Raw genomic sequence first — 24,168 nt, 5'->3', positions numbered from 1 at the left:
ACATGAGCCCCGGAATCATAATCACTGGCTTGCCGCTGCCGATAACTTCAACACTGAAACTGTCAGCCGTATCGGCTTTTACATTAGCAGCCAACATGCCACCGACGATTGTCATCGTAATAGCGAAGTAGCTCCAGAAACCGGGTTGTTTTTTATTGCAGCTGTTGTTAGCGATGCCGTTTTTTATAGAGTTGTGCATAAAGCGTTCCTTAGTAATATGTGAGTAACATTACTAAGTACCGGCAGCAGGATGCTCTGTGACAAGAAAGCGTAAAAATATTTTAGAATTGAAAATTGGAGCGGGTGGCGGGAATCGAACCCGTGTCTAAAGCTTGGGAAGCTTTCGTTCTACCATTGAACTACACCCGCAGTGAATTACAGTGTAGAGCACTGCGCCAAATTACTGTAACGCCAGCCAAATTAAATTTATTTATATCATAGCCTTGTCATTGCCCTCTTCACTCTTCTACACTTCAACAACATGCGTATTTACTTTTTAATAACATAAGGTGTTATTATGCGCAAACAACCTGAACTTTTTTTAGCAGATGGCACGATCACGGCAAAGCCGCAACGGCAGTTGTTGGGGGTGATGCAGGATATTGAAGCGGCGTGGCTGCGGCTGGCGAAGTTTGAGCTGAAAAAACAACAGTTATATAGCCATTTTGCACAACAGGCTCTGCAGTATGAACACAAACTCTGTCAGCAAAGCGCTCAGCTGATCTCAGATTTATTGCAATATGCTAATGACGACAGATTATCCGTGCAGTGGCGTGTCATGTTAATGGACTGGACAGATGAATTATTACAACAGCTTGAGTGCCATAGTCTGGTGGCGCCAGATGTAAATATTAAGGCGCTGCGTGAACAGTTTTATCAGTGTTATGATGATCATTGGGTAAGTTGGGAAGATATAGACGAAGATGAATCGGAGTATTCAGATCTCGACATGGACCTTTTTGCAGAAGCTGATGACGAGCCATTACTGGACTTCTATGCAACCGAAGAGCAACTGCAAAGTGCCATGGCTGAAAAATTAATTGCGTTACTGCCAGAGCTGGCCAATATCGGTGCTCAGAGCAGCGCTGAGCGGGTAAAAAGCATGTTGCTCAGCTGCTATCAAACATTGCGGTTGGCGCAGTTGCCGGCAGAAATACTGCAGCCGATGATTTCGCTGTTAGCAGAGTATCGGCAACGGTTAGACTGGTTATGCTCGCCCATGGCTCAGGCTGCGTCGGCTGAGGGTTGGGTCTGGAATACCTTTGGCAAGCTGACAAAAGCTGAGTTATCAAAGGCACTGGACAGGCATGTCAAACAGCTGAAGCAAGAGCTTGCAGAAGTAAAGTCGCTAATGCAATATAGCCAGAGCTTTCAGCAACTGACCCCCTTGTTAATTAAACGTCATCAACAGCATGGCGATTATGGCTGGGGAGGTGTAGGCCGACAGCTGCCTGGCCATTATCATTAACAGGGTAAAATTCAAAGGAATTACAGATGGAGCTGTTGGCATTATTAGCCGTTTTAACACTGTTAGCCGGCGCCATCTGTGGCATAGTGGCCGTAGTGCAACAGTCTGGTTTGCAACGGGATATACAGCAGCTTCGTCAACAGTTGCTGCGCCTGCAGCAGCAAGTCTCTCAGCCGGCGCATACTTCCAGTAGCGGAGCAGCAGCACAGGCTGCGCCACAGGAAGATTTAATGGCGGCCAGTCCGGCGTCTGTTTTACCGGTTGTTAATGCGCCCGTGTTAGCGGCAAGCATCGCCATTCCTGAAACGGCAACCATCACCATCCCTCAAGCGGCATCTGCTGCAGCATCTAGACCTCAATCGGCAGCAGTGCCGCCGGTTCAAACACCTACTCAGTGGTTTAGTTGGCTGGAGCAGCAACTGATGCAGCATGGTATGGTATGGCTGGGTGCTGTGGCGCTGTCGTTGGGGGGGATTTTTCTGGTACGCCACTCGTTGGAGGCCGGTTGGTTTTCACCAGAATTACGGATTTTCAGTGGTGTGGTGATGGCATTATTGCTGCTGGGTGCCAGTGAATGGCTGCACACTAAACGCCTGTTAAGCCAAAACCTAAAACATTATGTGCCCGCGGCGCTGGCCAGTGCCGGCTTTATTACCCTTTATGCCAGCTTACTGATGGCGCAACAATTTTATCAGCTGTTATCGCCGGGGCTGACCTTTGTATTGTTAGCCCTGGTGGCACTAGCAGCCTCCTGGTTTTCGTTGCGCCAGGGGCCCATTCTGGCGGTAATTGGTATTGTTGGCGCTTATGCGGTGCCGATACTGGTCAGCAGTGAGCAACCGCAGCTGGGCGCCTTGTTAATTTATATTGCCGTTATTAGCTTATCCTCAGTGTTAGTAGAGCGTCGGGTGCAGGTACCCTGGTTATGGTATTTGCCAATGGCGGCCCATAGCCTCTGGTTGTTGCTAAGCTTTAGTCTGCTCAATGCAGAAAATGTCTGGCAGTGGTGGCTGCTGCTGTTAGCCAGTATGGCGCTGTTAGTCTGGTTACCGCGTCTGGGTTACCGCTATAGCGGCATTCAGCTGGCTGCCGTGCCATTGGCGCAGTGGTGGCCGCCGTTACGTCAGCATGGTTTGGGGCTGGTATTTTTGCTGCTGGCGCTGGCTTGCCTGTGGCAATTTAACCTGTTATCCGGTTTTATGGCTGTGGTTGCGCTGATAGCCTTGCTGTACCTGATGGCACTGACCGATGGCCGCTCTGAGTTGTGGTTATGGTGTGCTGGCCTGGTGGCGCTGTGTTGGGTTGGCTTAAACCCATTACAGCTGGGGGTTGAGCCGCTACTAAGCTGGAGCAGCGGCAGTCTGATGCAAATTCAGCTGTTATTTGTACTGCTGTGTTTACCGGTAGTAGTGCGTTTAGTCTTGCCAGGACGCTGGCACTGGTCGGCGGCACTGGCCGTGCTGCCCATTGTGCTGCTGGGCAGCAGTTATCATTTGGCTACAAGCGAAGTGCAGCTGCAGTTACAGCCCGGCTGGATGGCCTATGCGGCCAGCTTAGTGGTGCTCCAGGCCTGGCTCAGTACCCGGCGTGAACATCAGGCCGCGGCTTTTATTCACAGTGCCGGCGCCAATTTTGCACTGACCTATTGTTTTACGCTCTATTTATCTGCGGCAGGTTTAACCCTGGCCATAGCTGCGCAACTGGTATTACTGGCACTGTTAAGCCGGCAGCGGCAGGTAATGCTGGCGCCCTGGGTGATTAAATTACTGGTCACAGTGCTCTTAGTGCGCTTAACCAGTGCGCCATTGCTGGGCAGTTATGAAGGCATCAGTTTGCTGGGGATGCACTGGTCATTACTGGTCTATCCGTTGGTATTGGCGGGCATGCTGCTGGCGCGGCAGTTGTGGCGTGATACCGAGCTGCAACCCTGGCTGGAGGGCGCCATCTTACATGTGCTGGCGCTGTTTATCACAGTGCAAACTCAATATTGGTTTAATCAGCAACAGTTACAATTCAGCCAGCTGGATTTTGGCTCTATGCTGTTACACAGCGTAAACTGGCTCTTATTAGCCTGGGTATACTTGTGGCGGGCTGAGCGTGCCGGCAAACTGGCAACCTTGTATCAGCTGGCGGCCTTATTGTTAGTTATCGGTGCTGCCTACTGGCATTTGCAACTAAACACCACCTTTAACCCCTATTTTAGTGTGCAGCCGTTGGGTAGCTGGCCACTGTTTAATGCCTTAGCCTTGTTATGGGCGCTACCAGCGCTGTTAATACTGGCAATCAGCCGCTTACCACCAGCCCGGCCACAGCAACGCTGGCTACATGCACTGGCGCTGGTTTATGGCTTGTTGTATATCAGCAGCAGTATTCGTCATTTCTGGCAAGACAATACGGTGTTGCTATTCTTGCCTACCAGCAATGCCGAGTTTTATAGCTACTCCATTGTCTATCTGCTACTGGCTTTAGTCAGCATTCTGCTTGCACACTGGCGCGGCTGGCCTCTGGTGCGTAAGGGCGGCTTTTTGTTGCTGGCAGTGGTGGTGCTTAAAGTGTTTTTAGTTGATTTGAATGAACTCACTGGCTTATTGCGGGCAGCCTCTTTTATAGGCCTGGGGCTGTGTTTGTTGCTATTGGGTGCCTGGTTTCAGTATTTGCAGCGTCAACAGCAAGATAAGGCGGTTAGTCAAGCGGGTTAAAGCAGTTATTCAGCAGCAAACCGGTTGTCGTGCTGATAGCGCCCCTGATAATCAAAAATGCTGTCCAGCTGTTGCCAGCCTTTGCTGGTTTTTTTCAGCAGGATTAACTGCGGCATGCGGAATTTATGTTGATCAGCCACCAGCTCGCTGGCTGTTTGATAGTGGCCTAGGTTTAATCCCGGAGTGCGGCTGTGCGGCTTTATAAACAAGGCATAGAGTGCCCGGCGCTGTGCCGCGGTGTCCAGTTTAAAGTGGCGGTAAAAGGGGTTGCCGTCAATATCGAGGTATTGCACCTGCAGCCTGCCTTGTTGATCGCTTAATTGCATCTGCTGGCAGCGAAACAAATGGTGGTGCTTTTGGCTCAATACTTCTTTTAAGCGTTTATCCGGGTCAACCAGCAGCGACTGGCACTGCTGACATTGCCTGGCCGCGATATCATTTTCTGCACCACAATCGGGGCAGATACGCGCCCGAAAGCGAAAACTGCACTGTAGTTGCTGCGCTGAGCGGCTAAGCAGCCCCTGACAGCGCCGGCCAAAGTGTTCAATAAGATCACCGTCGTTATCCACTAAGCCCCAAAAGGTATTAGTAAAACCACATTCAGGGCAGGGCACCTGTACCGGTACCGCTTTACTGCTGGGGCGAGGGCTGCCGACTTCCGGGTAAAAAATATCGTAGCCATTGGCGGCATAATCAATGATCAGGCAATGGCTTTTGCCGGGGAGACTTCTAAGGCCACGCCCGACCATTTGCTGAAACAGGCTAACCGAGGCCGTGGGCCGCAAAATGGCAATCATATCGACATGCGGCGCATCAAAGCCGGTGGTCAGCACAGCGACATTGACTAAAAAGGTCAGTTGTTGCTGTTTAAACGCCTGAATCAGCGCATCGCGTTCACGCTGTGGCGTATTGGCGGTCAGTATCGCCGCTTTGGCAGTGGTGTTGTGCAAGGCTGCTTGCTGCTCAAGCAACTGTAGCACTTCATTGGCATGGCGCACGGTAGCGGCAAAAATCAGCACACCTGACTTGCTGGCGGATAACTGCCATAACTGGCCGACAATCAGCTTGGTCGCCCGGCCCATTTTACCCAGTATCGACTCCACCTGCTGCTCAGTGTAATCCTGGCCTTCAGTTGGCGTTAAACTGCTAAAATCATATTGTGCCGCCAGGCCGTCCAACAACAGCGGGGTAGCCAGATAACCTTGTTTTATTAATGGGCGTAGCGGTAGCTCAAAAATACAATGCTCAAAACTGGCCTGCTCTGTATTACCCACCCGGCCATGATAATGGCTTCGGTAAATCCAGCCGCTGCCCAGGCGATAAGGTGTAGCCGTTAACCCTAAAAATTTTAACTGCGGATTTTGTGCTCTAAGCTGGTTAAAAATGAGCTGGTACTGGCTGCCCTCAGCCAGGCTGACGCGATGGCATTCGTCAATGATCACCAGTGAAAACGGCTGGCTAAATTGCGCCAGATTGCGGGCGGCCGATTGCACACTGGCAATCACCGTTTTTGCGCTACTGTCTTTTTGTTGTAAGCCGGCGGCAAAAACACTGCCTGCCTCGGTGAGTAAGGCAACTTTTTCGGCATTTTGCGCGACCAGCTCTTTCACATGGGTCAGGATCAGTACCCGGCCTTTCGCCCGGCGCGCCAGTTCGGCTAACACCAGACTTTTACCCGCACCGGTGGGCAATACCATAACGGCAGATTGTTGGCTGCGTTTAAAATGCGCAATAGCGGCATCGACCGCTTGCTGCTGGTAGTCTCTTAATTGCACGGGATAGGGGGGAGCGCAGCTGTGGAAAAGAGAGCAACAAAGAATTTAGACATGCTGAACTTAAATAGAAAGCTACTGCCTGAGCAATGACAGGCAGCAGTGTAAAACAGCTTAGCCGCGTGGCAGCGCGATTTTTTTAGCTTCACTTTGGCGGTACAACACCAACGTTTTGCCGATAACCTGCACCTTATGTGCTTTGGTTTCACGAATAATCGCATCCATGATCAGGACTTTTTGCTCGCGATCTTCGGTCGGCACTTTAATTTTGATCAGCTCGTGGTGGTCCAGTGCTATCTCAATTTCGGCCACTACGCCTTCGGTCAGGCCATTGCCGCCTAGTAAAATAACTGGTTTAAGCTCGTGAGCTTTGGCTTTTAAAAATTGTTTTTGTTTATTGGTTAAACTCATAAAGGTAGAATATCCACATTCAAGCTTGAATTTTGTCTATTGTAACGCCATCTCAAGCATAACACTATTTAAGAGTGGTACCATGACCAAGAAAAAACGCTCTGCCAGCTCAAGTCGCTGGTTAAAAGAGCATTTTGATGATCACTTTGTGCAAAAAGCACAAAAGCTCGGCTTACGTTCGCGCGCATCTTTTAAATTAGAGGAAATTCAGCAGCAAGATAAGCTGATGAAGCCAGGAATGACAGTGGTAGACTTAGGTTCAGCACCTGGTAGCTGGTCGCAGTATGTTGTTGGGGTAGTGGGGCAAAGCGGTACCGTGATTGCCTGTGATATTCTGCCAATGGACCCGCTGGCAGGCGTGGCCTTTTTGCAGGGGGATTTCAGAGAAGAGGCGGTATTAGCGGCGCTACTGAGCCGGATCGGCGGTAAGAACGTAGATGTGGTATTATCAGATATGGCCCCCAATATGAGTGGCAATGATACGACCGATCAGGCCCGCTCTATGTATTTAGTGGAGCTGGCTTTAGATATGTGCCACAAAGTGTTGAAGCAAAATGGCAGTTTTGTGGTCAAAGTGTTTCAGGGGGACGGCTTTGAAGCTTTTTTAAAAGCCATCAGAGACGTATTTACCACGGTTAAAATTCGCAAGCCCGACTCCTCCCGGGCTCGCTCCAGAGAAACCTATATCGTGGCCACCGGCTTTAAAATTTAGTACAGTAAGCCGATTATTATTAGTTTAGTGAAATAAGAGGTTATAACCTTGAGTGACATGGCAAAAAACCTGATTGTCTGGTTAGTGATAGCAGTAGTGCTGATGTCGGTGTTCAATAGCTTTGGACCCAACGACATTGCCGATCGGCAAACCAGCTACACCCAGTTTATCAAAGATGTAAACCAGGGCCAGATCCGCGAAGTGAAAATTGAGCGCAACGGTGTTATTACCGGTATGCGTCGCAGCGGAGAACAGTTTGAAACGGTAGTGCCGTTAAACGATCCTAAGCTAATCGATGATCTGCTGAGTAAAGACGTGTTGATTAATGGCACTAAACCGGAAGAAAGCAGCTGGTTAACGACCATCTTTATCTCCTGGTTCCCTATGCTGCTATTAATTGGCGTCTGGATATTCTTTATGCGTCAGATGCAGGGCGGCGGTGGCAAAGGTGCGATGTCCTTTGGCAAGAGCAAAGCGCGCTTGATGGGCGAAGACCAAATTAAAACCACTTTTGCTGATGTCGCCGGTTGCGATGAAGCAAAAGAGGAAGTAAGCGAACTGGTGGATTATTTAAAAGATCCATCCCGTTTCCAGAAACTGGGCGGCAAAATTCCTAAGGGTATTTTAATGGTAGGCCCACCGGGCACCGGTAAAACCTTACTGGCCAAAGCTATTGCCGGTGAAGCCAAGGTGCCTTTCTTCACGATTTCTGGTTCAGATTTCGTCGAAATGTTTGTCGGTGTCGGTGCCTCCAGGGTGCGTGACATGTTTGAGCAGGCCAAAAAAGCGGCGCCTTGTATCATCTTTATTGATGAGATTGATGCGGTAGGCCGTCAACGTGGTGCCGGTTTAGGCGGTGGTCATGATGAACGTGAGCAAACCTTAAACCAGATGCTGGTAGAAATGGATGGTTTTGACGGTAATGAAGGCGTCATTATCATTGCGGCGACTAACCGCCCTGACGTGCTGGATGCAGCCTTACTACGGCCAGGTCGTTTTGACCGTCAGGTGGTGGTGGGCTTGCCGGATGTGCGTGGACGTGAACAAATTTTAAAAGTACATATGCGCAAAGTGCCGCTGTCTGATGATGTTAAAGCCAGTGTTATTGCCCGTGGTACGCCAGGTTTCTCTGGTGCTGATTTAGCCAACCTGGTGAATGAAGCCGCGTTGTTTGCAGCACGCAGCAACAGACGCGTGGTCAGCATGGAAGAATTTGAACGCGCTAAAGACAAAATCATGATGGGTGCTGAGCGCCGCTCTATGGTAATGACTGAAGCCGAAAAAGAAATGACCGCCTATCATGAAGCGGGCCACGCTATTATTGGCTGTTTAGTACCCGAGCATGACCCTGTACACAAAGTGACCATCATTCCACGGGGCCGCGCTCTGGGTGTCACCTTCTTTTTACCGGAAGCCGATGCCATCAGCATCAGCCGTCGTAAACTGGAGAGTAAAATTTCTGTCGCTTACGGTGGTCGTCTGGCTGAAGAAATTATATTTGGTACTGATGCGGTATCTACCGGTGCCTCACAGGACATTAAATACGCGACCTCTATTGCCCGTAACATGGTAACGCAATGGGGCTTTTCAGAAAAACTGGGTCCGTTACTTTATGCTGATGAAGAAGGTGAAGTGTTTTTAGGCCGCAGCATGGCAAAGTCTAACCATATGTCAGACGAAACCGCCAGTATCATTGATATGGAAATTAAATTAATCATTGATCGTAACTACAGTCGGGCAAAAACCTTGTTAGAAGAGAACATGGATATTTTACATGCGATGAAAGATGCGCTGATGAAATATGAAACCATAGACTCACGGCAGATTGAAGATTTAATGGCTCGTCGAGAAGTGCGCCAGCCAGAAAATTGGGAGCCGCGTGACAATGGTAAAAGTGACTCTGGTGATGGCAAAAGCAAAACCGCCAATGAGCCGGTAGCCACTGATAAGCCATCAGAAGGCAGTGTTCATTAACGGTTAACACATCAAGGCAGCTGTTTCTCACTGCTGCCCCTGCTATACTCAAAGCCCCGGCCATGGCCGGGGCTTCTTATTGATAGTCATTAGACAATATTGTCGAGCTTGCCATGAAATTACAATTACCGAACAAGCGTCAGTTGGATTTACATCGCCCTAAGGTGATGGGTATTTTAAATATTACGCCGGATTCTTTTTCAGATGGTGGTAAGCACTTGCCACTGGATGCTGCCATTGAGCAAGCGGCCCAGATGTTAGCAGCGGGCGCCACTATGCTGGATATTGGCGGCGAGTCGACCCGCCCCGGTGCAGCAGAGGTGAGCTTTGAGCAAGAACTTGAGCGGGTGATACCTGTGATAAGCGCGCTCAGGCAACGTTTTGATTGTGTTTTATCAATTGATACCAGCAAGGCGGCTGTGATGTCAGCTGCGGTTCAGGCAGGCGCCGATATGATAAATGATGTGCGCGCTCTACAATTACCTGATGCCTTAGCCACCGCCGCTGCACTTCAGGTACCGGTGTGTTTGATGCATATGCAGGGCACGCCCGGCACTATGCAATTAGCGCCGGTTTATCAGGATGTGGTGCAACAGGTCAGCCAGTTTTTACAACGCCGGGCACTGGACTGTCAGTTCGCTGGCATTGACAAAACCCAGATTATTTTTGATCCGGGTTTTGGTTTTGGTAAAACCCTGCAGCATAACTATCAGTTGCTAGCGGCTTTGCCTGAGCTGATGGCGTTAGGCCATCCGCTGTTAGTAGGCATGTCACGAAAGTCGATGATTGGCCAGCTATTGGATTTACCTGTAGCCGAGCGGCTGACTGGCAGTGTGGCGGCCGCGGCCATTGCCGCACAGCTGGGGGCTCAGATAATCCGGGTGCATGATGTTAAAGAGACAGTTCAAGCTGTGCGTATAGCTACAGCAGTTCGCTATGGAGTGGATGAATGAGCAGAAAATATTTTGGTACCGATGGTGTACGCGGCCGGGTAGGTGAGTTTCCTATTACCCCTGAATTTGCCATGAAACTAGGCTGGGCTGCAGGTCGGGTATTATCGCAACGCGGTACCCGTAAGGTGTTAATCGGTAAAGATACCCGCATCTCGGGTTATCTGCTGGAAACCGCACTGGAAGCAGGGTTAGTGGCTGCCGGTATTAATGTGCGTTTACTTGGCCCTATGCCGACGCCTGCTGTGGCCTATCTGACCCGGACTTTCAGAGCCGAAGCCGGTATTGTGATCAGTGCCTCACATAACCCTTATTATGATAATGGTATTAAATTTTTCTCGGCTGATGGCAGCAAATTACCGGATGAACTGGAATTAGCCATTGAGTATGAACTAGAGCAACCGATGCAGTGTGAACCCTCAGAAACTCTGGGGCGGGCCATGCGCATTGATGATGCGGCGGGTCGTTATATTGAGTTCTGTAAAAGCCATTTAAATAATCACTTGTCTCTTAGTGGCCTGAAAATCGTTATCGATTGTGCGCATGGCGCTACCTACCACATAGCACCTTCTGTATTCCGTGAGTTAGGAGCAGAGGTAATTGCCATTGGCTGTCAGCCCGATGGCTTTAACATTAACGACAAATGTGGCGCTACCCATACGGAGTTGCTGCAAAAAACCGTACTGGCCGAAAAGGCCGATTTGGGTATTGCCTATGATGGTGACGGCGACAGAGTGATGTTGGTCGATCAGCAGGGCCGGGTGCTGGATGGCGATGAAATAGTGTACATTATTGCCCGCGAAGCTAAGCGTAATCAAAGCCTGGTGGGGGGCGTAGTCGGTACATTAATGAGTAACCTTGGCCTTGAGCTGGCGTTGGCTGAGCTGGATATTCCTTTTAAGCGAAGCGCCGTGGGCGATCGTTATGTGATGGAGCTGCTGCGCGAAAATAACTGGCGGATTGGCGGTGAAAACTCTGGCCATGTACTGAATTTGGACCATGCTTGTACTGGTGATGGCATTATCGCCTCCTTGCAAGTGCTAAACGCTATGCTGACCACGGGTGAGAGTCTGGCGCAATTGGTCAGTGGTATGCAAAAACTGCCACAGGTCCTGGTCAATGTGAAATTTGCCAAAGGCTCAGCGCCACTGGAAAAGCAGCATGTTAAGCAGGTGATTGCTGAAGTGGAGCAGTTGCTGCAAAACACAGGCCGGGTATTGATCCGAAAATCAGGCACTGAGCCGTTAATCAGGGTGATGGTGGAAGGGCAGGATGCTGAGTTGGTGCGCCAGTATGCAGAAAAAATTGCCGCTGCCGTAAAAATAGCCAGTTAAAGATAGTAAGTAATATCAGCTGACTGCTAATTGTCCAAATGCGCCAACTTAACGGCCGCTTTACTTGTTCTTGCCGGCCAGGTTAGATACTATTCATCCGGATTGATAACAGGATCAACAGCATGCAACGTAAAGCTCTGGTAGCGGCAAACTGGAAGATGAACGGCTCAGCCGAATTGGCAGAGCAAATCATCAGCAGTCTGACGGATGTTACTCTGGATTGTGAGGTTTTAATTTGCCCACCGGCTACCTTATTGCACTGTTTTTCAGCCCAGGATGCCCTGTTGCTGGGTGGCCAAAACCTGAGCGAACATGAATCAGGGGCTTATACCGGTGAATTAAGTGGTGCTTTACTGTCAGCTGCTGGCGCTCGTTATGTGCTGATTGGCCATTCTGAGCGACGCCAGTATCAGGCTGAATCTGATGAAATGATCTGCCGCAAGTTACAACAAGCGGTGGCTGCAGGTCTGACGCCGGTGCTTTGTGTCGGTGAAACCCTTAGTGAGCGCCAGCAACAAAAAACCGAGCAGGTTATTGCGAAACAATTAGCGGCAGTGTATGCTGCGCTCCCCGAATTACTGCAGAATTCAGTGATTGCGTATGAGCCGGTTTGGGCCATAGGTACCGGAGAATCCGCGACGCCAGAACAAGCTCAGGCAACCCATGCGTTTATTCGGCAGCAACTGATGGCTTACCAGCCAACAGCAGCTAACGCGGTAAGAATTTTATATGGCGGTAGTGTTAATGCTGACAATTGTGCAGCCTTATTTACTCAAACCGATATTGATGGCGCTTTAGTAGGTGGCGCCAGCCTGAAACCGGCAGAATTTGCCCAGATTTGCATTAGCGCAAAGGGCACAAAGGAATAACTATGTACGAAATTTTCATTGTGGTGTATTTACTGGTGGCCCTGGCATTGATCGGCCTGGTGTTAATTCAACACGGTAAAGGTGCTGATATGGGAGCGGCCTTTGGTGCCGGCGCTTCAGCCACGGTGTTTGGTTCATCTGGTACCGGTAATTTTTTAACCAAAACCACTACTGTGCTGGCCACCTTATTCTTCGTATTAAGCATAGTATTGGGTAATTTCAGTGCCAGCCAAAGTAAAGTAGTAGATGAATGGCAGGATTTGTCTGTGCCGGTAACCGAGCAGGTTGAACCGAAGAAAGATGATATCAGTGACATTCCGGTAGGTGGCTAAGCTTTAACGCCGAGGTGGTGAAATTGGTAGACACGCTATCTTGAGGGGGTAGTGTCTTCGGACGTGCGGGTTCAAGTCCCGCTCTCGGCACCAAACTAAACGCAGCTTGATGCAGTTCAGGCTTGCGGTAACAGGCAGGGCGCTATATAATAAGCGCCATTACGGACGCGGGATGGAGCAGCCTGGTAGCTCGTCGGGCTCATAACCCGAAGGTCGTCGGTTCAAATCCGGCTCCCGCAACCAAATTTGGGCGTAGGCAGTTCTTTTAATAAGACTCCCGCAACCTAACAACATACATCATTAAACATTGGCGATATGTTTAGTGATTGGCTGTAGATTCGCCCCGCTTGCTCGGGGCGTTTTCGTATCTGTGGCCTGTGTTTTATGTAGTAATGGGCGCTTAGCCCATTTTTTATTGGTATTTCGGAGGTCTTGATTGACTAAGCAAGAACAGCAACTGGTCGAGCTGCTGCAACCAACGGTAGATGCCGCGGGTTTTCACCTGTGGGGCGTGGAGCTGCTGCGCGCAGGCCGGCACACCACCTTACGCATCTATATTGATCATGCTGATGGGATCACGGTTGAAGACTGTGCTCTGATTAGCCGTGAAGTCAGTGCTTTACTGGATGTTGAAGATCCTATTCCCACTGAATATGTGTTGGAAGTGTCCTCTCCAGGGCTGGATCGTCCTTTGTTTAGCGAGGCGCATTATCAGCAGGCCATAGGCCAAAGGATTGAAGTAAAATTGGCTATTCCGCAGGATGGCCGACGCAGATTTAAAGGATTACTGACAGCGCTGGATGGCGACATGTTGGTAATAGAAGTCGATGGCAAACCCTATCGTTTGCTGCTGGATAATATTGACAAGGCAAACGTAGTACCGGTGTTTTAAGCGCCGGGTAGCGTCAGAACGAGGCATATACAATGGCAAAAGAGATTTTATTAGTTGTTGATGCGGTATCGAATGAGAAATCCGTGCCACGGGAAAAGATTTTCCAGGCACTCGAGTTTGCATTAGCAGCCGCCACTAAAAAGAAAAATGAAGGTGATATAGAAGTTCGGGTAAATATTGATCGTAAAACCGGTTCTTATGAAACCTTCCGTCGTTGGGAAGTGGTCGCAGATGATCAGGTGCAAGAGCACCCGTACCGCGAAATTACCCTGTCGGCCGCGCAGTATGACGAACCTTCACTGCAGATTGGTGATTACGTCGAAGAGCAAATTGACTCTATCGAATTTGACCGTATCACTACGCAGATGGCAAAACAGGTTATCGTGCAAAAAGTGCGCGAAGCTGAGCGTTCTCAGGTAGTTGAAGCTTATATCGATCAGGTTGGCGAACTGGTCACCGGTGTGGTGAAAAAAGTTAATCGTGACAGCATCATCGTCGATTTAGGCAATAACGCTGAGGCGATGTTGCCACGCGAAGAAATGCTGCCACGCGAAACCTATCGTCCGGGCGATCGTATTCGTACCTTATTATTTGATGTGAAACCAGAAGCGCGTGGCGCCCAGCTGTTTTTAAGCCGGGCTAAGCCAGAAATGCTGCTGGAATTGTTCCGTATTGAAGTGCCAGAAATTGGTGAAGAAATGATAGAGCTACGTGGTGCTGCACGCGACCCGGGCTCTCGCGCCAAAATTGCCGTGAAAAGTAATGACCGTCGTATTGACCCTGTAGGGGCTTGCGTGGGTATGCGTGGTTCACGGGTGCAGGCGGTGTCAAACGAGCTGGCCGGCGAGCGGGTAGATATAGTGCTGTATGATGATAACGACGCCCAGTTTGTGATCAATGCGATGGCCCCGGCAGAAGTTGCCTCTATCATTGTTGACGAAGATGCTCACTCGATGGACATCGCCGTGGAAGATTCCAACCTGGCGATGGCGATTGGCCGTAACGGTCAGAACGTGCGTCTGGCCAGTCAGCTGACTGGCTGGGAACTGAACGTGATGTCTGTATCTGACATGAAGAAAAAGCATCAGGAAGAAACGGAGAAAGTGCGTTCTGTCTTTATGGATGCGCTGGAAATTGATGCCGACTTTGCTGATGTGTTAGTGGATGAAGGTTTCTCTACCTTAGAAGAAATTGCTTACGTACCGATGAGCGAATTGCTGTCGATTGACGGTCTTGATGAAGAGACTGTTGAAGAGTTGCGTAATAGAGCTAAAGCGATTTTAACCACCCGTGCGCTGGCCAGTGAAGAATCACTGGAAGATGCCAAACCATCAGAAGCCTTGCTGGCCCTGCCTGGTCTGGATACCCATATGGCTTATGTGATAGCCAGTAAAGGGGTAACCACGCTTGACGATTTAGCCGAGCTGGGTGTAGATGATTTATTAGATATTGCCGAAATGACCGAACAGCAAGCCGCAGAGTTAATCATGGCTGCTCGTAACATCGTTTGGTTCAATGAAGAAAACTGAGTAGTCAACGGAGGTAACAACACAAATGGCAGATGTCACCATAGAAAAGCTGGCCAGTGATGTAGGTACGACTGTTGATCGGTTAGTGCAGCAATTTACTGATGCGGGTATTACCAAGGCCGCAGGCCAGATGGTAAACGAACAAGAAAAAAAGGCGTTACTGGATCACCTGAGCAAGCAGCACGGTGGAAAGTCGGCTGAGCCGGCGAAGTTAACGCTGAAGCGCAAAGAAAAAACCACGTTAAGCGTCGCCGGTGGTGCGGGGCGCAATCGTGAAATTCAGGTGGAAGTGCGCAAGCAAAAAACCTATATCAAAAAGCCGTTGCTGGATGAAGCATCGATAAAAGCGAAGGAAGAAGCACGAATCGCTGAAGAAAAAGCCCGTGCCGAAGCTGATGCGGCGCGTCAGGAAGCTGATCGTAAAGCGCGCGAAATCGCGGCGGCTAAAGCGAAAGAAGAGGCTGAGCGTAAAGCGCTTGAAGCGAAAAAGCGTGAAGAAGTCAAGCAGGCCCAGCTGTTAAAAGATGATCCGGAAGAAGCGGCGCGTCGTGCAGCGAAAGAAGAGGCCCGTAAAGAAGCCGATCGTATTCGCCAACAACAGGAAGCTGAAGCTCTGCGCAAGCTGGAAGAAGAAGCACAAAAACAAGCTGAAGCAGCCCGTAAACTCGCTGAAGAAAACAGCGAACGTTGGGCGCAGGAAGAAAAAGCCAAGTCTACTGAGAAAGATGATTATCACCTGACCAGTAACGAATTTGCTAAGCAAGCTGAAGACGAAGTAGACGCTAAAGAAGAGCGCGCTGGTCGTCGTGGTGCCGGTAAAAAAGCGCCTCCAGCTAAAGGTAAAAAGAAAGACGACGGTAATGATAAAGAAGCCTTTAATCGTGCTAATCGTCATGTGAAGAAAAAGAAAACCCCAACCAGCATGCAGCATGGCTTTAATAAGCCGGCGCAACCGGTTGAGCGTGAAGTGAAAATTGGTGAAACCATTACCGTGGCTGAGTTAGCGGCGAAAATGGCGGTAAAAGCTTCTGAAGTCATTAAAACGATGATGAAAATGGGCGCTATGGCGACCATAAATCAGGTGATTGATCAGGAAACGGCGGCCATTGTCTGCGAAGAAATGGGCCACAAGTTTACTCTGACCAAAGAAAATGAGCTGGAAGAAGCGGTAATGTCAGACCGTGAAGGCGAAGGTGAGCTTGAGCCGCGGGCACCAGTGGTTACCGTTATGGGTCACGTTGACCATGGTAAAACCTCATTGCTGGATTACATCCGTAAAGCAAAAGTGGCCGACGGCGAAGCTGGTGGTATCACCCAGCATATCGGTGCTTACCATGTTGAAACGCCGCGCGGTGTGGTGACCTTCCTGGATACGCCAGGTCACGCTGCGTTTACTTCAATGCGGGCCCGTGGTGCTAAAGCTACCGATATCGTTATATTGGTAGTCGCAGCTGATGATGGTGTTATGCCACAAACTAAGGAAGCTATCCAGCATGCGAAAGCGGCCGGTGTGCCTTTAGTGGTAGCAGTGAACAAAATTGATAAGCCAGATGCTGATCCGGATCGGGTTCGTAACGAATTATCTCAGTATGACGTTATCTCGGAAGAGTGGGGCGGCGATACACAGTTCGTGCAGGTATCTGCTAAAACTGGTCAGGGTATCGATGACTTACTCGAAGCCATTCTTAACCAGGCCGAACTGCTGGAGTTAAAAGCAGTTAGACATGGGCTGGGTCGCGGTGCCGTTATTGAATCACGTCTGGATAAAGGTCGTGGCCCGGTCGCGTCTATTCTGGTGCAGGAAGGGACTTTACGTCAGGGTGATGTGGTGCTGTGTGGCTTTGAATATGGTCGCGTACGGGCAATGCGTGACGAAAACGGTCATGAAGTCAAAGAAGCCGGCCCGTCTATCCCAGTAGAAATTCTGGGTTTATCTGGCGTACCGCAAGCCGGTGATGAAGTTACCGTAGTAAAAGACGAGCGTAAAGCCCGTGAAGTGGCACTGTACCGTCAGGGTAAATTCCGTGATGTTAAACTGGCGCGTCAGCAAAAAGCTAAATTGGAAAACATGTTTGCCAATATGTCTGAAGGCGATGTGTCTGAACTGAACCTGGTGTTAAAAGGCGATGTGCAAGGTTCAGTACAAGCGATTTCTGAATCACTGGCTAAACTGTCAACCGACGAAGTGAAGATTAAAATTGTCGGCAGTGGCGTAGGTGGTATCACCGAAACTGACGTCACTTTAGCTGCTGCGTCACAAGCCATTATCATCGGCTTTAACGTTCGTGCTGATGCTTCTGCCCGTAAGCTGGTAGAAGATGAAGGGTTGGATCTGCGTTATTACAGCATCATTTATGAATTGCTGGATGAAGTGAAGCAGGCGATGACCGGTATGTTGGCGCCTGAGTTTAAACAGCAGATCATTGGTCTGGCTCAGGTACGTGATGTGTTCCGTTCACCGAAATTTGGCGCTATCGCCGGTTGTATGGTGACTGAGGGTGTCATTAAACGTAACGCGCCAATCCGCGTGCTGCGTGACAACGTGGTGATCTTCGAAGGTGAGCTGGAATCACTGCGCCGCTTTAAAGATGACGTTAGCGAAGTGCGTAACGGCTTTGAATGTGGTATCGGTGTGAAGAACTATAATGATGTACGTGAAGGCGATCAGATAGAAGTATTTGAAACTATTCAGGTCGTTCGTACTTTATAATAGCTGGCTTAACACTTTATGCAGGGGCACTTAAGTGCCCCTGTTGTGTTTTTCCGGCTTAACTGGAATGTGAATTATGGCAAAAGAATTCTCCCGCGTTGACCGCTTATCTCAGCATATTAAAAAAGAAATGGCGGTGATTTTACAACGTGAAATTAAAGATCCGCGCTTGCACAGCATGATCACCGTATCTGATGTTGAAGTGTCTCGGGATTTGTCGCATGCCAAGGTGTTTGTGACCTTTTTAGGCCTGGACGATAGCAAGGTCGAAGACAACCTGAAGATCCTGAACGATGCTGCTGGTTTTGTGCGCAGCTTAATAGGTAAGCGTATTCAGACCCGCATAGTGCCGCATATCCGTTTTGCCTTTGATCAATCATTGAACGAAGGTATTCGTATGGCCACTTTAGTCAGTTCTGTGATGCAGGAAGACGAACGTAAACGCCAGCTGACAGGCCAGGGTACTGAGCGTGACACTGTGTCAGATGATGCGCTGTCAGCAGTTGATGATGATACCGAGAAAAAAACTGATAAAGAGCAGGCGGCTGACTGATGGCGCGCAAAAATGCCCGGGCAGTCAATGGCATTTTATTACTGGATAAACCGCTGGAGATCTCCAGTAATGGCATTTTACAGCGGGTGCGCTGGTTGTTTCAGGCTAAAAAAGCTGGTCATACCGGCGCCTTGGATCCGTTAGCCTCAGGCTTACTGCCAATTTGCTTTGGCGAGGCGACTAAGTTTAGTCAGTTTTTGCTCGATACTGATAAAAGTTATTTAGTAACAGCGCAATTTGGTGTACGTACTGATACTAGTGATGCCGAAGGTGAGATTATCAGCCAGCGGCCGGTGGCCTTTAGCGAGGCAGAACTGGAGCAGGCGCTTAAGCAGTTAAGTGGTGATATCTTACAAGTGCCGACCATGTACTCCGCGCTCAAGCATCAGGGGCAGCCCTTATATAAATATGCACGACAGGGCATTACCATAGAGCGTGAAGCCAGACCGATCAGTGTGTTTCGTTTTGAATGTCTGTCGCGCACTGAGCAGCATGCTGATTTTATTGTGCATTGTTCTAAAGGCACCTATATTCGCACGCTGATTGATGATTTGGGCGAAATGCTCGGCTGTGGCGCGCACGTGGCTAAGCTGCATCGTACCCAGGTGGGGCCCTTTGTCTCAAGCCAGATGGTCACTTTAGCGCATATTGAGTCGCTCGCTGAAGCCTGTCAGCAACAGGCCGATTACCAGGAGCTGGATCAGTTGCTGTTACCCATGGATGCCGGCTTAACAAAGCTGCCACGACTGACCTTAGATGCAACAGCGCAGCGTACCTTGCAACATGGCCAGGCCGTGACTATGGCGTTGCCGGATACCCCAGCGTTAAGCTTGTACAACGAAGCCGGTGAATTTTTTGGTATTGGTTGCAGCGAGCAGGGCGTACTGAGCAGCCGCCGCTTGCTGAATACTGCTGAGTGATAGTGCTATTTGCGTTGTAGAGTTATGAATAATGGCTAATTAGCTAAAGCTATTGTAAATGCAAGCCAACATGGTAAAATACGGCGTCTTTTTTACTGCCTGCTGGATGAGTGACCGGCGGTTAGTGTACTTAGTTCACTCACATTTGGAGTTACATTATGTCTTTAACTGCTGCTGCTAAAGCACAAATCGTTGCCGACTTTGCTGTTAAGCAAGGTGATACCGGTTCACCAGAAGTACAGGTTGCCCTGTTAACTGCGTCTATCACCCATTTACAAGGTCACTTTGCTGAGCATAAGCATGACTTCCACTCACGTCGTGGTCTGCTGCGCATGGTAAGTCAGCGTCGTAAGTTGTTAGACTATTTAAAAGGCAAAGATCAGAACCGTTATGCTACGCTGATCGAGCGTTTAGGCTTACGCCGTTAATTGCGTGACCAACACAGTTTGTTTAAAAGAGGCTTTTAAGCCTCTTTTTTTTGACATTTTTTTACTGAACTATCTTTTGCTGGCGGTTACAGAGTATACTGTAGCGGCAAAAAACACAGAGAAACACATCGCAATTCGGCGATTATGATAAAGGAAAACCACACGTGACTCCCATCGTAAAATCATTTCAGTTTGGCCAACACACTTTCACTTTAGAAACCGGCGTTATCGCCCGTCAGGCTGATGCCGCCGTTCTGGCCAGCCTGGGAGATACTTCTGTTTTAGTAACTGTTGTTGGTAAAAAAGAAGCTAAACCTGGTCAGGATTTCTTTCCGTTAACCGTAAATTACCAGGAAAAAATGTATGCAGCTGGCCGTATTCCGGGTGGCTTTTTCAAGCGTGAAGGCCGGCCTAGTGAGGGTGAAACCTTAACCTCACGGCTAATCGACCGTCCGATCCGTCCGTTATTCCCGGAAGGCTTTAACAATGAAGTACAGGTTATTGCTACGGTAGTATCAGTACAACCTGAAATTCAGCCGGATATCGTGGCGTTGATTGGTACTTCTGCTGCCTTAGCCCTTTCAGGCATCCCGTTTGCCGGCCCCATCGGTGCGGCACGTGTGGGTTACATTAATAACCAGTATGTGCTGAACCCATCAGAAGAAGAACTGAAAAGCTCAAAACTGGACTTAGTGGTTGCAGGTACTGCTGGTGCGGTATTAATGGTGGAATCAGAAGCCGGTATATTGTCAGAAGACGTAATGCTGGGTGCAGTAATGTATGGCCATGAGCAACTGCAAACCGCGATTAATGCCATTAACGAACTGGCTGCTGAAGCGGCTAAACCCGCCTGGAACTGGGTAGCACCGGCTAAAAATGAGCCATTAATTGCTAAAATTGCCGAATTGTCCAGTAGCGAACTGGGTGAAGCTTACCGTATTACTGAAAAAGCCAAGCGCTATGAGCGCATTACTGAAATCAAAGCGGCCTTGATTGAAAAACTGTCAGCGGAACTGGCTGAAGGTGAAGCGCTGAATAAAAACGAAGTCGGTGACATTTTCCACGAGCTGGAATCTAAAGTGGTGCGCAGCCGCATCACTAAAGGTGAACCACGTATTGACGGCCGTGATCCGGAAATGATCCGTGGTTTAAGCGTGATGACGGGCGTGTTGCCACGTACTCATGGATCGGCATTATTTACCCGTGGCGAAACCCAGGCATTGGTGACTGCTACGCTGGGTACCGCTCGTGATGCACAGAACATTGACGATTTGCTTAGTGCTAAAACTGATACTTTCATGCTGCACTACAACTTCCCTCCATACTGTGTGGGTGAAACTGGTATGGTGGGTTCGCCTAAGCGTCGCGAAATCGGTCATGGCCGTTTAGCCAAGCGTGGTGTGTTAGCCGTTATGCCTGATTTTAATGATTTCCCTTACACCGTACGTATCGTATCTGAAATCACTGAATCAAATGGTTCAAGTTCAATGGCTTCGGTGTGTGGTTCTTCTTTAGCCCTGATGGATGCAGGCGTGCCTATTAAAGCCTCTGTCGCCGGTATTGCCATGGGTCTGGTGAAAGAAGGTGATGATTTTGTGGTGTTGTCAGATATCTTAGGTGATGAAGATCACTTAGGCGATATGGACTTTAAAGTGGCCGGTACCACTGAAGGTATCACTGCACTGCAGATGGATATCAAGATTGACGGTATCACCAAAGAAATTATGCAAATTGCTTTAAAACAGGCAAAAGCTGCCCGTTTACACATTTTGAATGTGATGGATCAGGCCATAAGCGGTCACCGCGAAGAAATGTCTGAATACGCGCCGCGTATCTACACCATGAAGATTAATCCGGAGAAAATCCGTGAAGTGATCGGTAAAGGTGGTGCAGTAATTCGTCAAATTACCGAAGAGTCAGGGACTACTATCGAGTTGGAAGATGACGGTAGCATTAAAATTGCCGCCACTACCGCGAAAGCAGCACAAATTGCTATTGATAAAATCAATGCGATTACCGCAGAGATTGAAGTGGGTACCATTTATCAGGGCGAAGTGGTTCGGATCGTTGATTTCGGTGCTTTCGTCAATGTGTTACCAGGTAAAGATGGACTGGTGCATATTTCGCAAATTTCTGATGAGCGCGTGACTAACGTTGCTGATCACCTGCAATTAGGTCAGAAAGTGGCGGTTAAAGTGCTGGAAGTAGACAAGCAAGGCAGGGTACGCCTGAGCATTAAAGAAGCAGCAGAAAAAACCGCTGCTGTTGTTGATGCTGAGTAAACTCAGTCGGGCGCTAAAACGCCCAGCTAAGATGCTAGCACTGCTTGCAGTGCTGGCAACTGTGACCGGCTGCGCTATGCAGCCGGCTTCACCTGCAGCAAGCTGGTTAACACCAGAGCCGCTGGCGGTGTCCTATCGAACTGAGTTGGCCATTGCCCGCTTAACAGAAATTCTGTACCGTGCTGAGCTTACTGATGAGCAATCGGCCCGACTGTATTATGATCGTGGTGTAATGTACGACAGTGTTGGCCTGCGTTCGCTGGCCCGACTCGACTTCACCCGTGCGATCAGATTAAAACCCGATCTGGCTGATGCCTATAATTTCATTGGCATTCACTACACCGTATCCGGCTATTTTGAGCAGGCGTTTGAAGCCTTTGATTCAGCGCTGGAGCTCGCACCTGATCATGACTTCGCCTATTTAAATCGCGGTATTGCGCTGTATTATGCCGACAGGCCCGACTTGGCTTTAGTGGATTTTGAGCAGTTTTACCAGACAAAACCCAATGACCCTTACCGGGTATTGTGGCGCTATTTAGGTGCAACTGCGTTGTCAGCAACGGATGCCAGGGCGGTATTGAAACAGCAGCTAACCCTGCTTAATACTGAGGATTGGGCAACCAATCTGGTGCGCTTTTATGCCGGTATGATAACTGAAACGCAATTGCTTAATAGTGTGGCTGAGCAATTAACGGGTCCGCAGTTATTGGCTGAGCGTTTGTGCGAAGTGTACTTTTATCTGGCCAAATGGCATGACGCAGAACAGCGTCCAGAGCAAGCGCTGCGCTACTACAAAATGGTGCTGGCCACCAATGTATTTGAATTTGTTGAGCACCGCTATGCCAGAGTCGAAATAGCCCGTTTACAAGGCGAAACGCTGACTGACGATGCCTTCGCTGAGCCTTAAGACTTATTGTTGCCGTGTTAAAAGCCAGCTTGCTGGCTTTTTTGCTTTGCTGCTGTTGGGCTGTAGCCCTGAAACCTCTCCCGAGCAGCAATTACTTAAACAAGCGCAAACTCAGGCACCGGCCGCGCGGCAACTAGCCCAGCAGCGGCTGGCAAATAACGAGCTGACTGCTGCACTGAAATGGTTTCAGCAGGCGGCCTTGCTTGGCGATAGCACGGCGTTGACGCATGCCCTGCAGTTGCAGCAACGTTTATATGGTCGCTTAGCCACCGCCGATTGGTTGCAACAACAATGGCTTAGCGGGCGTATCGCCACAGCAGCGGTGTCACCAACAGAGCGGGCTACACTTGGCTTGTGGCCAGCAGAGCAACAGTTGACCCAGGAGCAGGGCTATAAGGCCGCTGCAGGCTGCAATGTGACTATACAGCCGGTAGCCAGTCAGCAAGCAGGGGTAGCGCGCTGGCAGTACTTACAAGCTGCCTGGCAGCATGATGCAAAGCTAGCGCAATTACCGGTCTGTTTTAAGCCACTGCTACGCATGGATGCGACGGTACTGCGCTGCACGGAGCAGCTTGAGCAACGCATTGAATGCCAGTATCAGCAGTTATCTGAGCAAGTGCTGCAGGGCGATTTTAATCAATTATTAATTATTGCTGGTCGCGGCATTGCCAGTTTTAACAATGGCATTATGCAACTGCCGGATACTGCCGATCTTGCCTTGCTACAACATGAGTTTTTACACATCGCTGGCTTTATAGATGAGTATCGACTGTCAGCTGCAGCAGCCCGTAGCGTGTGCAAAGCAGGCCGCATTGCACCCAATTTATTAGTGGGAAAGGATGCACAGACCTTAGCGCGCTACCAACAGCGTTTTGGTATGAGACCAGAACAACTGACACCGGTGGCCTCTTGCGATGCGCTGGGCTTACAAGCATACCGGCCTATAGCAGAGGCAGGGCCAATGCAGCATTATCAGCTGGCCCTGCCACAAACGTATTTTGATTTGTTACGACAAGAGTTGGCCAGGCCGGAGCGCTTGATGCCGGTGCAGTATTATTTTGCTTTTTTAGCACGGCAACAACAGGCGTGGCCAGAATGGCAAGCTTTAATGCAGCAGGCGGCGAGTCAGGGTTATGACGATGCCATAGCGGCCTTACAATATCAGGTTGCAGACTAGGGACTTAGCGTTAACTCAGACAGTTCGCGGCTAAGTAGCTGGTCGTCTCCTAAATTCAGTTCTATCAATCGTTTTAAATGACTGGCGCTGTCGATATCTATTTTATCGCAGTGCAGCCCTATAACCTGTTGATGCTGATGCGCAACCCTGACCTGCATACAAAAGTCCATTGGGTAATCATTTAAATGCACCCGCAGCAGCAAAGGTCCGGTCAGTTCGCCAGGCCACTGCTCCGGCAGTTTAACCAGC

20 protein-coding genes, 3 tRNA genes and 1 pseudogene are annotated in these 24,168 nt (G+C 49.5%); 19 read left to right on the top strand and 5 right to left on the bottom strand.

Features of this window, described 5'->3' with window-relative positions; translation table 11 throughout:
• A pseudogene (locus tag V7D78_RS07930) lies at window positions 1-199 on the bottom strand (alpha/beta fold hydrolase); the annotation flags it as partial.
• A 96-nt stretch (window positions 200-295) separates the two neighbouring features.
• A tRNA-Gly gene (locus tag V7D78_RS07925) sits at window positions 296-369 on the bottom strand.
• Window positions 370-517: 148 nt separating this feature from the next.
• Here V7D78_RS07925 and V7D78_RS07920 point away from each other — a divergent pair.
• Window positions 518-1,468, top strand: coding sequence for a hypothetical protein (locus tag V7D78_RS07920; RefSeq protein WP_333607906.1), 951 nt, complete (start codon window positions 518-520; stop codon window positions 1,466-1,468).
• A 26-nt stretch (window positions 1,469-1,494) separates the two neighbouring features.
• Window positions 1,495-4,167: a DUF2339 domain-containing protein gene (locus V7D78_RS07915; protein ID WP_333607905.1), complete on the top strand. Its 2,673-nt coding sequence runs from the start codon at window positions 1,495-1,497 to the stop codon at window positions 4,165-4,167.
• A gap of 5 nt (window positions 4,168-4,172) precedes the next feature.
• On the opposite strand, the gene V7D78_RS07910 is transcribed toward V7D78_RS07915, so the two are convergent.
• Window positions 4,173-5,942: a DEAD/DEAH box helicase gene (locus tag V7D78_RS07910; RefSeq protein WP_333607904.1), complete on the bottom strand. Its 1,770-nt coding sequence runs from the start codon at window positions 5,940-5,942 to the stop codon at window positions 4,173-4,175.
• A 111-nt stretch (window positions 5,943-6,053) separates the two neighbouring features.
• Window positions 6,054-6,350, bottom strand: a complete 297-nt coding sequence (gene yhbY / locus V7D78_RS07905; RefSeq protein WP_333607903.1) for a ribosome assembly RNA-binding protein YhbY — start codon at window positions 6,348-6,350, stop codon at window positions 6,054-6,056.
• 82 nt (window positions 6,351-6,432) lie between these two features.
• Here yhbY and rlmE point away from each other — a divergent pair, with 82 nt between their 5' ends.
• The 17 genes from rlmE (at window position 6,433) to V7D78_RS07820 (ending at window position 23,919) form a co-directional block, all read left to right on the top strand.
• The gene (gene rlmE, locus V7D78_RS07900) at window positions 6,433-7,062 is read left to right on the top strand and encodes a 23S rRNA (uridine(2552)-2'-O)-methyltransferase RlmE (protein ID WP_333607902.1); all 630 of its coding nucleotides are present in this window, start codon (window positions 6,433-6,435) and stop codon (window positions 7,060-7,062) included.
• Between the two features lie 57 nt (window positions 7,063-7,119).
• Window positions 7,120-9,036 carry an ATP-dependent zinc metalloprotease FtsH gene (gene ftsH, locus V7D78_RS07895; protein WP_333607901.1) on the top strand — a complete coding sequence of 639 codons (1,917 nt, stop codon included), beginning with the start codon at window positions 7,120-7,122 and terminating at the stop codon, window positions 9,034-9,036.
• 113 nt (window positions 9,037-9,149) lie between these two features.
• Complete coding sequence (gene folP / locus V7D78_RS07890) at window positions 9,150-9,989, top strand: dihydropteroate synthase (RefSeq protein ID WP_333607900.1); 840 nt, start codon at window positions 9,150-9,152, stop codon at window positions 9,987-9,989.
• Window positions 9,986-11,320, top strand: coding sequence for a phosphoglucosamine mutase (glmM, locus tag V7D78_RS07885; RefSeq protein ID WP_333607899.1), 1,335 nt, complete (start codon window positions 9,986-9,988; stop codon window positions 11,318-11,320). The genes folP and glmM overlap by 4 nt, the downstream gene beginning before the upstream one ends.
• 122 nt (window positions 11,321-11,442) lie before the next feature.
• Window positions 11,443-12,189, top strand: coding sequence for a triose-phosphate isomerase (tpiA, locus tag V7D78_RS07880; RefSeq protein WP_333607898.1), 747 nt, complete (start codon window positions 11,443-11,445; stop codon window positions 12,187-12,189).
• 2 nt (window positions 12,190-12,191) lie between these two features.
• Window positions 12,192-12,521, top strand: a complete 330-nt coding sequence (secG, locus tag V7D78_RS07875; protein ID WP_333607897.1) for a preprotein translocase subunit SecG — start codon at window positions 12,192-12,194, stop codon at window positions 12,519-12,521.
• Between the two features lie 8 nt (window positions 12,522-12,529).
• Window positions 12,530-12,614 (top strand) — tRNA-Leu (locus V7D78_RS07870).
• A gap of 73 nt (window positions 12,615-12,687) precedes the next feature.
• Window positions 12,688-12,764 (top strand) — tRNA-Met (locus tag V7D78_RS07865).
• Window positions 12,765-12,957: 193 nt separating this feature from the next.
• Window positions 12,958-13,413 carry a ribosome maturation factor RimP gene (gene rimP / locus V7D78_RS07860; RefSeq protein WP_333607896.1) on the top strand — a complete coding sequence of 152 codons (456 nt, stop codon included), beginning with the start codon at window positions 12,958-12,960 and terminating at the stop codon, window positions 13,411-13,413.
• 32 nt (window positions 13,414-13,445) lie between these two features.
• Window positions 13,446-14,942, top strand: a complete 1,497-nt coding sequence (gene nusA, locus V7D78_RS07855; RefSeq protein ID WP_333607895.1) for a transcription termination factor NusA — start codon at window positions 13,446-13,448, stop codon at window positions 14,940-14,942.
• A 25-nt stretch (window positions 14,943-14,967) separates the two neighbouring features.
• Window positions 14,968-17,652 (top strand): translation initiation factor IF-2, encoded by a 2,685-nt coding sequence (gene infB, locus V7D78_RS07850; protein ID WP_333607894.1) that lies wholly within the window; start codon window positions 14,968-14,970, stop codon window positions 17,650-17,652.
• A gap of 76 nt (window positions 17,653-17,728) precedes the next feature.
• Window positions 17,729-18,205 (top strand): 30S ribosome-binding factor RbfA, encoded by a 477-nt coding sequence (gene rbfA, locus V7D78_RS07845; RefSeq protein ID WP_333607893.1) that lies wholly within the window; start codon window positions 17,729-17,731, stop codon window positions 18,203-18,205.
• A complete protein-coding gene (gene truB / locus V7D78_RS07840; protein WP_333607892.1) occupies window positions 18,205-19,125 on the top strand; it encodes a tRNA pseudouridine(55) synthase TruB in 921 nt (306 codons plus the stop codon). The genes rbfA and truB overlap by 1 nt, the downstream gene beginning before the upstream one ends.
• 158 nt (window positions 19,126-19,283) lie before the next feature.
• Window positions 19,284-19,553: a 30S ribosomal protein S15 gene (rpsO, locus tag V7D78_RS07835; RefSeq protein WP_333607891.1), complete on the top strand. Its 270-nt coding sequence runs from the start codon at window positions 19,284-19,286 to the stop codon at window positions 19,551-19,553.
• Window positions 19,554-19,717: 164 nt separating this feature from the next.
• Complete coding sequence (gene pnp / locus V7D78_RS07830) at window positions 19,718-21,835, top strand: polyribonucleotide nucleotidyltransferase (RefSeq protein WP_333607890.1); 2,118 nt, start codon at window positions 19,718-19,720, stop codon at window positions 21,833-21,835.
• Window positions 21,825-22,742, top strand: coding sequence for a lipoprotein NlpI (gene nlpI, locus V7D78_RS07825; RefSeq protein WP_333607889.1), 918 nt, complete (start codon window positions 21,825-21,827; stop codon window positions 22,740-22,742). The genes pnp and nlpI overlap by 11 nt, the downstream gene beginning before the upstream one ends.
• A 46-nt stretch (window positions 22,743-22,788) precedes the next feature.
• Window positions 22,789-23,919, top strand: coding sequence for a hypothetical protein (locus tag V7D78_RS07820; protein WP_333607888.1), 1,131 nt, complete (start codon window positions 22,789-22,791; stop codon window positions 23,917-23,919).
• On the opposite strand, the gene V7D78_RS07815 is transcribed toward V7D78_RS07820, so the two are convergent.
• A partial coding sequence (locus V7D78_RS07815; protein WP_333607887.1) for a PilZ domain-containing protein occupies window positions 23,916-24,168 on the bottom strand: 253 nt, incomplete at its 5' end. The two genes, V7D78_RS07820 and V7D78_RS07815, sit on opposite strands and share 4 nt — an antisense overlap.

Origin of the sequence: Arsukibacterium sp. (assembly GCF_036735525.1) — a bacterium.
In the GTDB taxonomy this organism is placed as follows: Bacteria; Pseudomonadota; Gammaproteobacteria; order Enterobacterales; family Alteromonadaceae; genus Alishewanella.
Note: the sequence above shows the minus strand (reverse complement) of the source record. Positions and strands in the feature narration are given on the sequence as shown.

Bases quoted from the DNA above. Each gene is read 5' to 3' on its own strand.
- V7D78_RS07915 (WP_333607905.1), top strand. From the start codon at position 1,495: ATGGAGCTGTTGGCATTATTAGCCGTTTTAACACTGTTAGCCGGCGCC.
- tpiA (WP_333607898.1), top strand. From the start codon at position 11,443: ATGCAACGTAAAGCTCTGGTAGCGGCAAACTGGAAGATGAACGGCTCA.
- rpsO (WP_333607891.1), top strand. From the start codon at position 19,284: ATGTCTTTAACTGCTGCTGCTAAAGCACAAATCGTTGCCGACTTTGCT.
- infB (WP_333607894.1), top strand. From the start codon at position 14,968: ATGGCAGATGTCACCATAGAAAAGCTGGCCAGTGATGTAGGTACGACT.
- nusA (WP_333607895.1), top strand. From the start codon at position 13,446: ATGGCAAAAGAGATTTTATTAGTTGTTGATGCGGTATCGAATGAGAAA.
- rbfA (WP_333607893.1), top strand. From the start codon at position 17,729: ATGGCAAAAGAATTCTCCCGCGTTGACCGCTTATCTCAGCATATTAAA.
- folP (WP_333607900.1), top strand. From the start codon at position 9,150: ATGAAATTACAATTACCGAACAAGCGTCAGTTGGATTTACATCGCCCT.
- rlmE (WP_333607902.1), top strand. From the start codon at position 6,433: ATGACCAAGAAAAAACGCTCTGCCAGCTCAAGTCGCTGGTTAAAAGAG.
- glmM (WP_333607899.1), top strand. From the start codon at position 9,986: ATGAGCAGAAAATATTTTGGTACCGATGGTGTACGCGGCCGGGTAGGT.
- truB (WP_333607892.1), top strand. From the start codon at position 18,205: ATGGCGCGCAAAAATGCCCGGGCAGTCAATGGCATTTTATTACTGGAT.
- secG (WP_333607897.1), top strand. From the start codon at position 12,192: ATGTACGAAATTTTCATTGTGGTGTATTTACTGGTGGCCCTGGCATTG.
- ftsH (WP_333607901.1), top strand. From the start codon at position 7,120: ATGGCAAAAAACCTGATTGTCTGGTTAGTGATAGCAGTAGTGCTGATG.
- nlpI (WP_333607889.1), top strand. From the start codon at position 21,825: ATGCTGAGTAAACTCAGTCGGGCGCTAAAACGCCCAGCTAAGATGCTA.
- yhbY (WP_333607903.1), bottom strand. From the start codon at position 6,350: ATGAGTTTAACCAATAAACAAAAACAATTTTTAAAAGCCAAAGCTCAC.
- V7D78_RS07920 (WP_333607906.1), top strand. From the start codon at position 518: ATGCGCAAACAACCTGAACTTTTTTTAGCAGATGGCACGATCACGGCA.